At 66.5% G+C, this 15,084-nt stretch carries 13 protein-coding genes; all 13 read left to right on the forward strand.

The features are described 5' to 3' along the window. Positions 1-12: 12 nt before the first annotated feature. The 13 genes from FHY06_RS21295 to FHY06_RS21355 all read left to right on the forward strand — a co-directional run bounded on the left by FHY06_RS21295 (position 13) and on the right by FHY06_RS21355 (position 14,960). Positions 13-522 (forward strand): Imm21 family immunity protein, encoded by a 510-nt coding sequence (locus FHY06_RS21295; protein WP_145760844.1) that lies wholly within the window; start codon positions 13-15, stop codon positions 520-522. Positions 523-647: 125 nt separating this feature from the next. Further along, positions 648-875, forward strand: coding sequence for a hypothetical protein (locus tag FHY06_RS21300; RefSeq protein WP_186475857.1), 228 nt, complete (start codon positions 648-650; stop codon positions 873-875). A gap of 70 nt (positions 876-945) precedes the next feature. Next, on the forward strand, positions 946-2,532 hold the full coding sequence (locus tag FHY06_RS21305; RefSeq protein ID WP_260310563.1) for a phage portal protein: 1,587 nt from the start codon (positions 946-948) through the stop codon (positions 2,530-2,532). After that, positions 2,529-3,881 (forward strand): S49 family peptidase, encoded by a 1,353-nt coding sequence (locus FHY06_RS21310; RefSeq protein ID WP_145760842.1) that lies wholly within the window; start codon positions 2,529-2,531, stop codon positions 3,879-3,881. The genes FHY06_RS21305 and FHY06_RS21310 overlap by 4 nt, the downstream gene beginning before the upstream one ends. A gap of 40 nt (positions 3,882-3,921) precedes the next feature. Then, a complete protein-coding gene (locus FHY06_RS21315; RefSeq protein ID WP_145760841.1) occupies positions 3,922-4,299 on the forward strand; it encodes a head decoration protein in 378 nt (125 codons plus the stop codon). A 59-nt stretch (positions 4,300-4,358) separates the two neighbouring features. Then, the gene (locus FHY06_RS21320; protein ID WP_145760840.1) at positions 4,359-5,372 is read left to right on the forward strand and encodes a major capsid protein; all 1,014 of its coding nucleotides are present in this window, start codon (positions 4,359-4,361) and stop codon (positions 5,370-5,372) included. Positions 5,373-5,391: 19 nt separating this feature from the next. Then, on the forward strand, positions 5,392-5,688 hold the full coding sequence (locus FHY06_RS21325; RefSeq protein WP_145760839.1) for a head-tail joining protein: 297 nt from the start codon (positions 5,392-5,394) through the stop codon (positions 5,686-5,688). 2 nt (positions 5,689-5,690) lie between these two features. Next, positions 5,691-6,101, forward strand: coding sequence for a hypothetical protein (locus tag FHY06_RS21330; RefSeq protein WP_145760838.1), 411 nt, complete (start codon positions 5,691-5,693; stop codon positions 6,099-6,101). Positions 6,102-6,121: 20 nt separating this feature from the next. Then, positions 6,122-6,910, forward strand: coding sequence for a phage tail tube protein (locus tag FHY06_RS21335; protein WP_145760837.1), 789 nt, complete (start codon positions 6,122-6,124; stop codon positions 6,908-6,910). A 118-nt stretch (positions 6,911-7,028) separates the two neighbouring features. Continuing rightward, the gene (locus FHY06_RS21340; RefSeq protein ID WP_145760836.1) at positions 7,029-9,746 is read left to right on the forward strand and encodes a phage tail tape measure protein; all 2,718 of its coding nucleotides are present in this window, start codon (positions 7,029-7,031) and stop codon (positions 9,744-9,746) included. Between the two features lies 1 nt (position 9,747). Then, positions 9,748-10,158, forward strand: coding sequence for a hypothetical protein (locus tag FHY06_RS21345; RefSeq protein WP_260310564.1), 411 nt, complete (start codon positions 9,748-9,750; stop codon positions 10,156-10,158). Continuing rightward, positions 10,155-13,736, forward strand: coding sequence for a hypothetical protein (locus FHY06_RS21350; RefSeq protein WP_145760835.1), 3,582 nt, complete (start codon positions 10,155-10,157; stop codon positions 13,734-13,736). The genes FHY06_RS21345 and FHY06_RS21350 overlap by 4 nt, the downstream gene beginning before the upstream one ends. Before the next feature lie 15 nt (positions 13,737-13,751). After that, entirely contained in the window at positions 13,752-14,960 is a 1,209-nt protein-coding gene (locus FHY06_RS21355) for a hypothetical protein (RefSeq protein ID WP_145760834.1), read from the forward strand. Positions 14,961-15,084: the final 124 nt, after the last annotated feature.

A 15,084-nucleotide genomic window follows, 5' to 3' on the forward strand; every position in this document is an offset into this window, starting at 1 on the left:
GGAGCAGAGCTGATGACCATCAACTGGACCCGTACAGATGGTGGTCCATTTATCTGTGCGTCCCCGCAAGTTGGAAAGCTGTGGCGAGGGGTTTGCGGCACCTCTATCGGTGCAGTGGAGACGGACTATGAGCGAGCATGTGCCGAGGGTGACTATCTGGGCATTGTTGCTTGCGGAGCTTCCCAAGTCCTTGTCTTGGGCGATGAACCGGCGCAGTCGGCGTTTCTGAGTACTTCAACTGGTTTAGTGATCGCGCGATGGATCCACTGTGAATCAGCTGATACGGCCCGGTCGGCGCTCGAAAAGATTCCCGCTGACCTGCCGTCCCTACAGTCCCCAGTGAGGCTTCGGCTTGATGAACCTGAGTTGTGGCTTTTTGATGCGGCGGCAGATTCAGTGAACGAATCGACTGGTGTCGCTGCCCATATGCCTGCTGGGATGTTTGATATCACCGTCGAGCGTTACGTCCAAGGACGAGTATTCGAGTTCTGGCTGCATCGGCTGATTCGTTCCTCAGAATAGGGCGTTGGGCTCGATTGAGCCACTTGCCTTTGCGGCGATGGGCGGGCCAGGGTTCTGCTTGGCGGACCTGTTTTTGTGAAAATGTCCAGCGGAAATGTCCGCGATGAACTGTTGTCATCGCATGCATGGGCATTTACCGCCACCTCTCAGTTTCTGAACTTCAAGCTACCCGCGCGCGCCTCATGGCGTCGCTGCAGGACCGGCTAACCGCTCCTACTAGCGCCGCCCACAACGGGCGGTCTGTCCAGTACCAGCAGAACGTCGCCGAGATCCGCAAGGAAATCGCCGCCGTGGGCGAAGAGCTTGACCGCCGCTCGGGCGGTAGCTCGCGTGGCCCCATCTACATGGTCTGAGATGGCGCGCCGCACCCGTCTCCGCCATCCGTCCGCAAGCGCCAGTGTGTCGGCGCGTCCTGGTGCGGCGATGGCCGCACACGATGCCGCCTCGGGCACCGACCTGGCGATGCGCGACTGGAACCCTGTCGCCGGCAGTGCTGATGCCGATCTTCTGCCAGATCTCGACACGCTGACCGCGCGCTCACGCGACCTCGGCCGCAACAACGGCCTGATGGCCGGCGGCATGCAGACCCTGCGCGACAACATCGTCGGCTCGGTGCTGCGTTTGAGTGCTACGCCGGATTACCGCCTGCTCGGCTGGACGCGCGAGCGGGCTCGCGAGTGGGGCAACGTCACCGAAGCCAAATTCCGCTCTTGGGCCGAAACGCCCGAGTGCGATGCCGCGCGCACGCAGAACCTGCTCGGCATGACCCTGCAGGCGCTCGGCGGGGCGATGCTCAACGGAGACGCACTGGCATTGCCGCTGTGGCTGCCCCGTCCAGGCGCTCGCTGGAACACGCGGCTCATGATGGTGGAGTCCGACCGACTCGCAACCCCTGTCGGCATGGAGCATCGAGAGGACATCCGCAAGGGCATCGAGTTCGACAAGTGGGGCGCCCCCGTCGCGTACCACATCCTCAAGCGCCATCCGGGTGACGCCTTCGCGTTCGGCTTCTACGGCATGACGCGAGAGGCGCAGTTCATAGAGTGGGACCGCGTGCCCGCCTTCACTCCCTGGGGCCGTCGTCGCGTCATCCATCTGCACGACAAGGAACGCACCGGCCAGTCGCGCGGTAAGCCGGTCGTGTCGGCCGTCATGCGCGAATTCCACATGGCCGGCAAGTACGCGGCCAACGAGCTGCAGGCGAGTCTCGCCAACTCACTGGTCGCCGCGTTCCTCGAATCGGATCTCGATCCGGCATCCGCTGCCGAGCTGTTCGGAGAGAACCCGCGCGATGCGTGGAATGCCTCGGTCGCGCAGACCCGCAACATCCGCCAGCTCAAGGGTGCTGCGGTCATTCCGCTGCCCGCCGGCGCACGCCTCTCCAGCTTCACGCCCGGGCGCCCGAACCAGGCCTTCGAGGCGTTCATGCTGGCTTCGCTGCGGCACATCGCGGCGGGCATGAATCTGCCCTATGAGCTGCTGCTGAAGGACTTCAGCAAGTCGAACTACAGCAGCGCACGCGCGGCACTGCTCGAAGCCTGGCGCTACTTCCACGGGCGCCGTCGCTGGCTGTCGGACTACTGGCTTCGCGCCATCTATGAGCTGTGGCTTGAAGAGGCGATCAACGCCGGCGAGATCGAGGCGCCCGGCTTCTACGAGAACCGCTACGCCTACCTGCGTGCGCGCTTCATCTTCGGCGGTCGCGGCTGGGTCGATCCAGTCAAGGAAGCGCAGGCCGCCGCGCTGCGCATCGAGACGGGCATCTCGACGCTGGAGAAGGAGTGCGCGGAGCAGGGCGACGACTTCGAAGAGGTCATGGACCAGCGCGCCATCGAACTGCGCATGGCCGCCGAGCGCGGCCTGACCACCGCGCAACCCATCGCCGTAGCACTTGCTGCCAGCGGACAGACCACGCGCGATGACGAACAGCCCGACGCTTCCGGCCGTAGCGGTAGCGGCGGCAGCAGTGACGGCGATGGCAACGACCAGACCGAGGAAACCACCGCATGAGATACCCCCACATCGCCGCGCGCATCTTCAACACGCCGCTGCTCATCCACCCGCAGAAGCTCGACGCCATCATTGCCGGCCTGAGCGAACGCCTGCTCGGCGCCGCTCCGCTGGCTGTCGCTGCGGCAGACGGCTCCCGCCTGCTCGCGCCGGAGCTGTTCTCGACGCGCCGGGGCGAGGCGAGCGACCGTGGCTATCGCGTGGTTGAAGGCGTCGCCGTCCTCAACGTCAGTGGCGCACTCCTGCATCGCAGCAGGCTCGACATGGCCGAGAGCACCTACCTCGTCGGCTACAACGACTTGGCGGCCGACCTCGAAGATGCGATGAGCCAGCCGGACGTGCATGCTGTGCTGCAGGTCTACGACAGCCCCGGCGGCGAGGCACAGGGTGCCTTCGAGTACGCGCAGCGCATCTTCGATCTGCGCGGGCGCAAGCCCATGCATGCCATCGCGGACGGCATGGCCCTGTCGGCGGCCTACCTCGGCGCCAGCGCGGCGGATGAAGTGGCCGTGACAACCACGGGGTACGCCGGCTCTGTTGGCGTCGTCTCGCGACACGTCGATTTCTCGCGCGCGCTCGACCAAGACGGCATCACGGTGACGCACATCTTCGCGGGTGCGCACAAGGTGGACGGCAATCCCTACGAGCCGTTGCCCGAGGACGTGCGCAGCGCCTGGCAGACCGAGATCGACGGCCTTTACACGATGTTCGTGGATGCCGTGGCGCGTCATCGCGGTATGGACGCCGCCGTCGTGCGCAAGACGCAGGCGGCCAGCTACTCGGGTGTCGCCGCTGTCGCTTCCGGCCTGGCGGACCGCATCGCCACCACGGACCAACTCATTTCCGAACTGGCCGCCCAGCGCAGCCGGTCCTTTCCTGTCGGGCCGACCGCCCGATCCAACGCCAACGACAAAGGAGTTTCAATGTCTGGCACCACCACCAACGAGGCGGGCGGTCAACAAGCCGCAGCAGCCAACGCAGGCACCCCGCCGGCCAACCCGGGCGCGTTCACGCAGTCCCACATCGACAGTGCGCGTGCCGAGGGTCGCGAAGAAGGCGCCAAGGCCGAGCGCACGCGGGTTAGCGGCATCTTCGCGCACGAGGCCGCAGCCGGCCGCACTCAGCTCGCGATTCAGTGCGTCACCAGCGGCCTCACGGTCGAGCAGGCCGGCGCAGTTCTCGCCGCCGCACCCGCCGCGGCCCCGGCAGCGGGCGCCAACGCCTTCGCCACCGCGATGTCCACGCTGGGCAACCCCGACGTGTCGGGCGTCGAGGCCGCCACCGGCCCGGCCTCCGAAGAGGCCGCACTCGCGAGCCAGATCGTGTCGAGCTTCCGCGGCTCGCGCTGATTCGCAGCTCATCCCACACAGCAACTCAGGAGTTCCAGACATGGACTATCGCGCTGAATTCAAGACCGAGGGCGTCTCGGCATCCAAGGTGCTCATCGCGGGCAATGCGCACCTGCTCGTCGGCCGCAAGGTCACGCTGCTGGCTGGTCGCGTCTACGCCGCCGGCACCGTGCTCGGCGTCATCACCGCCTCTAAGAAGCACACCGTGAGCGCCGCTGCTGCCACCGATGGCAGCGAAGAGCCGGATCTCATCCTGGCTGAAACCGTCGATGCCACCGGCGGTGACCGCGAAGCGCTGGGCTACGCCCGGGGCGACTTCAACGTGAGCGCGCTGGTGATCGGCGCCGGCCACACGGTGGACAGCCTCACCGAAGGCTTGCGCACCAAGGGCATCACCTTGCTGCCCGACATGGCCTGAGCGAGGCCACAGGCACACCAGCCGCACCCGCACCCCTCATCCCACAGGAGAAACTTTTCATGGACATCTTTTCCACCGGCGTGCTCGCGCGCGTCATCGCCGAGCTGCCCGCTCCGGCACCGTTCATCCTCAACTCGTTCTTCCGCGACCTGCAGACCGAAACGAGCGAGGACATCCATTTCGATGTCGCCAACGGCCGCCGCCGCCTGGCTCCGTTCGTCGCGCCCATCGTGGCCGGCAAGGTCGTGCAGTCGAAGGGCTTCAAGACCGGCACCTTCAAGCCGGCCTATGTGAAGGACAAGCGCGTCTTCGACAGCTCGCGTCCCTTCAAGCGCGCCATCGGCGAGCGCATCGGCGGCGAACTGTCTCCGGCGCAGCGCCAGCAGGCATTGCTCGCGGGCGACCTGCAGGACCAACTCGAGATGTTGTCGCGCCGGCAAGAGGTCATGGCGGTCGAGGCCCTGCGCACCGGCAAGGTCACGGTGGTGGGCGAGGAGTACCCGGCCGTGGTCGTGGACTTCGGTCGCCACGCCGATCTGACCAAGGCGCTTTCCGCCGGCAACCGCTGGGGCGAAACCGGCGTCGATCCGCTCGAAGATGTCAACGAGTGGTCGATGCTGGTCACGCAGCACTCGGGTGCCGCTGCGAACACCCTCGTCATGGACGTGAAGGCCTGGCAGCTCTTCAGCGCGGCGCCCTCGGTGCAGAAGCTGCTCGACCGCTTCCGCGGCAACGACAAGCTCAACCCCACTGTGGTGGGCGAGGGCGGTCGCTACATGGGGAACATCGGCGACTTCGACATCTGGGTCTATGCCGGCTGGTACGAAGACCCAGAGACGGAAGAGCTGGTGCCCTACCTGCCCGACTACACCGTCATCATCACCAGCCCTGACCTCGAAGGCGCCCGTGCCTACGGTGCGATCCGCGACGAAGAGGCCGGTTTCCAGGCGGTGCCGTACTTCTCCAAGTCGTGGATCGAGAAGGACCCGGCAGTGCGCATCCTGCTGCTGCAGTCGGCGCCGCTGCCCGTGCCGTACCGCATCAACGCGTCTTTCGCGGCGAAGGTGCGCTGAGCGAGGCGGCGCAGTGGTGATGGAAGCTCCCTTCGCCCAGATCGAGCGCATGGTGGATGCCGGTGTGCTCGGGCATCTCGCCAACGCCATTGCGAACGTGGCCGGCCGAGACGTGCCCGTCATCTTCGACGAACCCGCCGCGCATCTCTTCGAAGGGCAGGTCGATGCGCGTGCGCCGGAATGCTCCGGCGCCGTCGCGGACCTGGGCGGCTTGGCACGGGGCGACACGATCACCGTGCGCGGGACCGTCTACGAAGTGATGCGCACGGACGCGGACGGCGCTGGTTTCGTCCGCCTGACCCTCGGGAGCGCGTGACCATGCTCGCACTCGAACCCGTCATCGTGGAGCGGCTGCGCGAGTCGCTGTCGGCCGCGTGGACCGTCAAGGGCTACACGACCGACATGGGCGAACGCCCCGGACATGCGCTCGCATCCGTCATGTTCGCTGCCGGCGCGGTATCGGACGTGAAGGCGGGTGCCGTAGCGCTGCAGCCGGGCTGGCAGGTCCTGCTCTGCGCCAAGCACGGGCCGGACGCCGCGCTGCTGCTCGATGCCGCCTTCTCGGCGGTCATTGCCTCGCTTCACAACTGGGAGCCCGGCGCAGCCGGGGGCCGCCGGTGGGGCGCCTTGGCGCTCGTGCGCTTCGCCCCGCCGCAATACCCGCTCGAAGGCTTCGTCGGCGTCGAGCTTCTTTTCTCCACGACTGGCCGGTTTCTCGGTCAGGAGTGAACCCTTTCAACGGAGCCACCATGGCAAACAAATTCGAAAAGAGTGAATACGTCATCCCGCGCGGCCGCGTGTTCTTCGACCCCATCGACGACGCCGACCAGATCACGGGCGAGCGCCATTTCGGCAACTGCCCCACGGTCACGGTGAGCATTTCGACCGAGAAGGCGCCGCACTACAGCGCCGAGGTCGGCCCGGGTGTAAAGGATGCGGATCGCGTCGTTCGCATCGACCGCACCGGCAAGATCACCTGCGACAACATGAGCATCGACAACCGCGCGATGTTCATTTCGGGCGACAAGTCCACGACCACGCAAGAGGCCGGCTCGGTCGCGGCAGAGGCACTGAAGGTGATTCCGGGCCGCTTCTACCAGCTCGGCCGCACGGACGCGAATCCGGCCGGTGCGCGCAATGTCTCGGCTGTGGTCGTCACGCCGGATGCAGGCGGCGATCCGTTCGAGCTGGGCGCGGACTACACCATTGACGCGGCGCTCGGTCGCCTGCAGATCCTGGCGGGCGGCAACATCCCTGCAGGCCCGATCAAGGTCGCGTACACGAAGCCCTCCGCGACCTGGCAGACGATCAAGTCGAGCGAGAAGACGCTGCGTCGCGGTGCGCTACGCGTCATCTCCAACATTGCAGACGGCGAGCAGAGCGACACCTACATGCCGCTCGTGACGCTCACGCCGACCGGTGACCTGTCGCTCATCACCAGCGATGACGCCTACACCTCGATGGAGTTCGATGTCGAGGTGCTGACCCCGCCCAACGGTGTGGCGATCTTCGTGGACGGCCGCCCGGTGGCCGCCTGACGCCTCCCTTCGCCGTCGCCGGCCTCCCGGCGGCGGCGACGCCTGGCGCTTCGCCTGAGGCGCCATACGTCGCCGCATTGGCTTCCGTTTCGCTTCCCACTTCTCCAAAGGTTACCCATTGGCCTTCAAGCCGATTCAGATCCTCATCAACGCCAAGGACGATGCGTCCAAGGTGTTCGACCGCCTGCAGGCGCGTCTCGCCGTCTTTGCTGCGGCCGTGCTGGGCTACTTCGGCATTCAGGCGTTCGTGGGCTGGGTGAAGGGCGGAGCGGACCTCGAACAGGCGCTCAGCCGCGTACAGGCCGCCACGGGCGCCACGGCGTCCGAGATGCGCGCCCTGCGCAAAGCGGCGCAGGAAGCCGCGGCAGATGCCCGCTATGGTTTCACCGAGCTGGAGGCGGCAGGCGCGCTGGAGAACCTGGCAAAGGCCGGTCTCAGCGTCAAGGATGCCATCGGCACGCTGCCGGCGGCCATGCAGCTTGCGCGTGCCGGCGATGTCGAGCTGGCAACCTCAGCCGAGTACCTGACGAAGATCGTGAATGGCCTCGGCCTGTCCTTCACCGACTCCGGCCGAGTGGCCGACGTGCTCGCCAAGGGCGCCAATGCCACGAATACGAGCGTGTCGGGTCTGGCGCAGGCACTGAGCTATGCAGCACCGCTGGCGAACACGCTCGGCCTGAGCCTTGAATCCACCGTGGCGATCATCGGTAAGTTCGCTGACGCCGGCATCGACGCGAGCCGCGCCGGTACGGCGTTGAACAGCATCCTCGCCCAGTTCTCCGACCCGGCCAGCAAATTCCGAACGGAGCTGGCAGCGGCCGGCATCACGACGAACAACTTCGAGAAGATGCTGCACGAGCTGGCCGCTGCCGGCCCGGCCGGACAGCGCGCGATTGCGGCGGTGGGGCAGGAGGCCGGCCCGGCGCTGCGCGCGCTGCTGAATCAGGGCGTGGACAAGCTCGATGAGCTCACCAAGTCGCTGCAGAACGCGAAGGGCAGCGCAGCCGATACGGCCGGCGTGATGCAGGCCAATCTCAACGGCGCGCTCAACGCTCTGCGCACCGCGTGGGACTCCACCCTCAACGCGCTGACCACGCCCATCCTGCCGGTGCTGAAGCAAGGCGTCGAGCAACTGTCGGGCGCCCTGCGCGCGGCCGTGGCCGATGGCACCGTGGGCCGCTTCGGCAATGCTCTTGCGACGGCCTTCCAGAACGGCATCAAGTGGGTGCAGGCGTTCATCGCGAGCGTGGACGTGCCGGCGCTGGTGGCGAAGGCGCAGGTCATGGCCGACCGCGCCGGCGCGCTGCTCGACGACTTCGGCCGCAAGGCGCAGAACGCCGGCAACATCGTGCAGACCGTGTGGGGCGTCATGTCCACCGGGGCCAATGTCGTCTTGGCGGCCATCTACAAGATTGCCGAGGGCATGGCGACGGTGGTCGTAGCGGTGCAGGAGGGTATCGCCACGATCATCGCCGGGCTGGCGAAGGTGACGTTCGGCGACCTGTCGGCGGCGTTCAAGCAGGCTGCGGAAGAGGTGCGCGCATCCGCCGAGGCCACCGGTGCGGTGGCGGATGCTTTCGGAGAGAAGGCGGGCGAAGCCTTCGACCGCGCGGCCGAGGGCGCGGAGCAGGCCCGTACCGGCTGGGCAGCACTGACCGGCGACGCGGAGAAGACCACGGCCGCAGCTGCCAGCGGCGCGGCCGCCTTCACGAACATGGCCGCCGAGATGAAGGCCGCCGGCGACGGTGCGCAGGAAGCCGGCCAGAAGGCCGCCAGCGCGGCCGAAGCGCAGAAGGTCAAGACGGAGGAAGCCCGGGCCACCGTCGAGCGCCTGCGGGCCGAATACGCGCAGGCCATCGAGACGAAGAATTTTGAGCTGGCGGTGCAGAAGCTCGATGAGCTGAAGAAGGCCAACAACGCGGCGGCCGATGCTGCCGGCGCCAACAAGAAGGCGCAGGCGGACGCGGCGGCCGAGGTCGCGGCGGCCTTCCAGCGTGCCGGCGTGCAGACGAAGGCCGAGCTTGAAACCATGGCGAAGGTCGCGCTGCGCGACTACGAGCTGATCCGCGACAGCGGGCAGGCGACCGCGAGCGGCCTGGGCGATGCATGGAAGCGTGCAGCCGAGGCCGCCATTGCGGCGAGCAATGGAGTGGCGCCCGGATGGGTGCAGGCGCAGGCCGCGATGCGCGGCTTCGAAGTCGTGCTCGACAGTGCCGGCCGCTCGACCCTGAAGCTCAAGGACACGCAGACCGACGCCACGCAAGCCGCCATCGGCCTGGCCGGCGCCCTGCGCGAGGTCACCAATGCACGCGAGCGCGACATCGAGGCGCGCGAGAAAGAGATTCAGCTCAAGCAGCGCGAGATCGCACTCGAGAACCAACGACTCGGCCGCGACGCGAACGGCTTCTCCACCGACAAGACCGGCAAGACCGTGAACGCGGGTAGCGACCTGGGCACGCTGACCGGCATCGCCGCCTTCCTGAAAAACGCCGGCATCAAGGACGATGAAACCGCGCGTCGCATCGCCCGCGAGTTCGCCGATGAGAAGGGCAACGTTCAGTTCTTCAACAACCCGGGGCAGAAGAAGTACGGCGGCGACACGTTGAGCTACGCGCTCCTGAGGGCGGCCGAGAAGGTGACGTTCTTCGGCGACGGCCAGACCCCGACCAGCATCCCCAAGCCTGAATCGAATCGCACTGTCAATCTGCAGTTGCAGCTCAACGGACGCGACTACGGCCGAGTGAACACCGACGCCGCCGGCGCCGACGCCATCGAGGGCCTGCTCGCGCAGCTCGGCGCCGCGCGTGGCACGTCTTCCCTGCGCCCGGGAGCCTGACATGGCAGCACCGAAGTTTCACATCCTCGGCGGGCTGCAAATTCCGCGCGGCATGGTCTGGGTCGATGAGTTCGCTTGGAACGCCGTCGAGAAGAGCCTCGGCTACTCCGTCACCGGCGCTGCGCTCATTGATGCCGCTGTGCGCCTGGCGGGCCAGCCGATCACCCTGCAGGGCGAGGTCGAGGCCGGATGGATCAAGCGCGGCGCGCTCAAGGCCCTGAAGGCGCTCAACGAGGCGAACGCGGTCGGCGAACACGCGCTCGTGCTGGCCGATGGCCGCGCCTTCACCGTGCAGTTTGCGCCCGGTGTGGCCGTCGAAGGCAAGCCGCTGGCGCGCCCCGAGCTGCCGGCCGAGGACTACCCCTACATCGCCACCGTGCGTCTCATCACCGTCACACCGTCTGACCAATGACCATTCTCGAATCCGATATCAAGCTCGTCACCACGCAGGTGATGGATGACGTTCCTGAGGGCGGCGGCGCTCCGACTTCGAAGGTCATCGAAGACGGCAAGAGCAATGCCATCTTCAAAGACATCTCGGCGGTGGACCGCGCACGCGGCGATGCGTCCATCATGAAGATCGCGGCGACGGTGCAGACGCTGAACACCGATACCGCGCTCGGTGGACTGGTCATCATCGCGCGTCCGCCGCTCGATCCGAACGTGAGCGCGGCGCTCTTCTATACCGGCGACTTCTTCGACCGCCGCGCGAGCATCCAGAACCGCATCGAGGCGTACACCGCCCCGGGCGAAGAGTTCAACGGCTACATGCTGTCGAACCACGTTCAGGGGCAGCGCTCGCTTCAAATCTTCCAGCGCCCCGGCGCGACGCCGCCCGCCATCAACGGCACGCTGCAGATCAGCGGCGGCGGCAAGACGGAGTACGTGCGCGTGTCCGATGTTTCGGTGGAACAGCGCACCTACAGCTACAGCACCGGCGGCACCTTCGTGGACTACGCCGCACAGGTCTGCGTCTGCGAGCTGCTGGATGGCCTCAAAAACGACTACACCGGCTCGCCCGCAAGCCGCCTCTTCGAGCGCTCGGCGACGGCCGCAGCGGTGAACCGCATGCTCGTGGCGAATGCCGCGAAGTTCTACGGCATCGCGAAGCTAGCCGCGCCCGTGAGCACCGGCGACCTGTCCGCCAAGGTGAACACCATCAGCACGCAGCTCGTGCCGAGCGCCACGACCGAAATCCCGCTCGTGGACATGTCGGCCGCCGGCTCCTCGACCTCGCTTGTCGCCTCGGGTTCTGGCACCGTGACGCTGAATACCGGGGTGGTGTTCGGCCCGAATTCGATCATCACCTTCGGCAATCCCGCCTACCCGGGCTCGCTCTCGGTGGCGACCTCGGCGGGCACGCTGACCGACGACGGCGGGCGCCTGAAGCTCGGTGCGCTCACGGTGGGCAGCGTGAACTATGCCGGCGGCGCCATGACGCTCGCCAGCGATGCGCCCACGATCACCGGAAACAAGACGATCACCTTCCGCCCGGCGGGCGCGCCTATCGAGCTGGCCGATTCGACCTCCATCGCGGTGGCGCTGGAAAGCCGCCGCATCAATTACCCGTTGACCATCCTGCCTCCGCCGGCGCCTGGCTCGCTGCGCGTGGCCTACCGCGCCGGCGGCAACTGGTACGAGCTGGCCGACGATGGCGGCGGGCGTCTGTCGGGCACGGATTCGAGCATCGGCAGCGGCACGGTGGATTTCGTGACGGGCACGGCCTTGCCGACGCTGGGAAGCCTGCCGGACGTGGGCAGCGAAGTCATCTTCACCTGGGCGGCAAAGGCGAACTACAAGGACCGTAGCGGCACCCTCACGGCCGCCGTGTCGATCATGCTCGCGCTCGACAACCAGGCGGCGCAGGCCGGCACCGTGTCGGTGGACTGGAACGACGGCGCCGCGCGCCATGCCAGCGACAACGGCAGCGGCGTGCTCACAGGCGACGCCACCGGCCCGGTGTCCTATGCGTCGAGCACCATCGAGCTGCGGCCGAACGTGCTGCCGGCCTCGGCGGTGGCCTTCACGGTCAACTACAGCCACGGCGACCCGGAGACGAAGACCTTCCCGGCGCCGGCGCGCGATGTGGATGGCGCCATCACGCTCAACCTCGGAAAGACCAACGTCGCACCGTGGTCCGTCGCCCTCGACTGGAATCTCATCCTGCAGTCCACCAACGGCGTGCCGGCCGATCAGTGGGTGCCGCAGAATTTCGCGGCCACCAAGACCGTGACGGACAACGGCGCGGGCAAGCTGGTGGATGGCCTGGGCGTCGAGTTCGGAGCCATCGTCTATTCGACCGGCATCGCCAAGCTCTACCCCGAGGCCGTCGTGAGCGTGCCCGTGCCGCAGTGGGCGGTCAGCCCTCAGGGCGTGCTCGGCACGGTCCTTTCGCCGAACCTGCCGGGCTTCTACCGCAACACCCTCACGGGCTACACCTACGCGGTGCTCAACGCCTCGCTGCCGACCGACTCGACGGCGCTCGTGTCAGTGCGTTTCCGTGTGGCCGGCGCTGGCACCACGAAGAGCCAGACTTTCAACGCGCCTAAGCTCTTCATCAAGCTGCTGCCCAACGCTAGCGAGAAGGGCGTGCCCGGTGCTGTCAACTTCACGTTCGGCGGCAAGACCTACTTCGACCGGGCCGGTTCGCTCTACACCGACCTCGACGCGGCCACCGGCGCCGCCTCGCTGGCGGGCACCTACGACTACGCGACCAACACCGCCGCACTCACGACTTGGCCGGCCTCGGCCTCGACCTCGGTCGTGGTGAACAGCCTGCTCACCTCGTTGGACAGCCAGCCGGTCGAATACGTCGTCTTCCGCACGCCGGTGGCGCCGGTCAGCCCGAACACCCTGCAGCTCCTGGCGACGAAGCTCAACGGCGGCACGATCAACGTCACGGCCGACGCCTCGGGCTTCATCAACGGCACGAACGTGCATGGCACCTTCGACGCATCGACGGGCGTCGGCAAGGTGCGTTTCGGCGACTGGGTGACGGCCGCCGGCAACGAGGGCGCCATCTGGTACTCGGCCGATGCGGTCGGCAGCGACGGCAAGATTTGGAAGCCGGTCCCAGTCTTCGCGAGCACCATCCGATACAACGCCGTCGCCTACACGACGTTGCCCGTCGATGCGACGCTTCTCGGCCTCGACCCGGTGCGCCTGCCCTCGGATGGCCGCGTGCCGATCTTCCGCAAGGGTGAGCTCGTCGTCATCCACAACACCAAGCGCATGCCGGCGGCCGTGGTGTCCAACGGCCAGACCCTCGATGTCGGGCGCGTGCGCCTCTCGCGCGTGCGCATCGTCGGTGCGGACGGCGCCACCATCGAGACGGGCTACACGCGCAACCTCGATGCCGGCACGGTGACCTTCACCGACGTGTCGAGCTATGCGCAGCCGGTCGTGGTCGAGCACCGCATTGAAGACCTGCTGACCGTCTCGGATGTCGGCATCGATGGCCGCCTGGCCTTCGCCGGCCGCGTCACGCACGACTACAGCTCGGGCGACAGCTACGTGAGCAGCGCGCTTCCCATGGGCGACGTGAAGGCGCGCGTATCGCTGCTGTTCGATCAGCAGGCATGGACCGGTGTCTGGTCTGACGCGCTCATCGGCAACCCGGCGGACCCGACGTTCAACGACATCGATTTCCCGATCACGGTCACGAACAAAGGCGCCGTCACCGAGCGGTGGCGCATCCAGATCAACGCCGGCGGTACGACCTACAACCTGATCGGCGAGCACGTCGGGCAGATCGTCACCGGTCAACCGATGACTGCGGACTGTTCGCCGCTCGGCCCCTCGGGCGTGCCCTACATGACGATCCCTGCCGCCGGCTTTGGCTCGGGCTGGGCCGCCGGCCAGCTCATCCGCTTCAACACGGTGGCCGCGACCTTCCCCTTTGTGCCGATTCGCACCGTGCAGATGGGTGCCGAAACGGTGCTCGACGACTCCTTCGAAATCCTCGTCCTCATTGGCGTGGACCGTCCCTAAGTAGAGAAAGAACCCATGGCCTCTGTTGTCGATACAACCGTCAAATACTTCTCGAACCTGATGTCCGGCGCGCCCGCGCTGTCGGGCACTGTCGGCTCGCTCCTGGGCGTCATCCGCGCTTGTCTGAAGGATGGCTTTGACCTCAAGACGCTCAGTTCGTTGACGGTGGCCGGTGGCGTCGCTACAGCGGCATTCACCGGCTCGCATTCGGCGCAGATCGATTCTGTGGTGCTTATTGCGGGCGTGACCGGCGGCCCGACCGGTTGGGCGGGCATGAACGGCGAACAGAAGGTCACCGGCAGGCCTGGCGCTGCATCTGTGACCTTTGCGACTAATCTTCCCGATGGGACTTACACCGGCACCATCACGATGAAGATGGCGCCGTTGGGGTTCGCCGAGATCTTCAGCGGTACGAATGTCGCGGCGTTTCAATCGACCGATCCAGCCAGCACGAAGATGATTCTTCGGCTCGACGACACGGGCGCCACGAGCGCGCGTGTGGTCGGTTGCGAGTCCATGAGCGACATCAACACCTATGCAGGCCTGTTTCCCACGGCGCTGCAGATGTCCGGGGGCGGCTACTGGACCAAGAGCAACACGGCGAATGCCACGGCAGTGCAGTGGATGCTCATCGGCGACGCGCGGGCCTTCTATATTCATGTCTGCCCGGGGTATGCGTCGAGTTCAAGTTTCACGCAGGGTTTCACCAAGTTCTTCGGGGATGCGGTGGCCTTCAGGCCCGGCGGTGATGCCTACGCTTGTGTGCTGGGCTATTCGATCACCAACAATTCGAGTTCGCAGTCGGATGGCCAGCCCGAGTACAACAACGCTACGCAGCACGCCTTTCCGCGGGCGCCTGCGGGACTGGGCTCGGCTCTGCTCAACATGTGTCTACCCTACACCGGGGTAAGCTCATCGACCTCTGGCATTGACGGCCTTTTCGGGTCCTTTCCGAGTCCCATCGATGGGGCATTGCGTCTGTCGAAGCGCTACTTCGCGGTGAATACCTCATCGCCACCTCGTGGGGATGCGCCGGGCCTCTACTCGACGCCCCATACGTTGGCCTTCGATAGCTTCAAGTTCAATGACCGGGTGCCGGGAAGTGGGCCTCTCGCCGGGAGGAATCTCATCGTCGTGAATACGACGAACACCAATACCACCAGTGTGCCGACTGCCAGCAACACTGGCGCGACCTTCTTCGACATCACGGGCCCGTGGCGCTGAGATGGCGAAGCATCGTTACTGGCGAGCCGTAGGGCTCAAGCCATACGACGGCGGGGGCGTTGTCGAGCTGACGGAACTATGGTTGCTCAACGGTGCGACCCGTGCAGACTCGGGCGCGGTGTTG

Origin of the sequence: Variovorax atrisoli (assembly GCF_014195185.1) — a bacterium.
In the GTDB taxonomy this organism is placed as follows: Bacteria; Pseudomonadota; Gammaproteobacteria; order Burkholderiales; family Burkholderiaceae_C; genus Variovorax; species Variovorax atrisoli.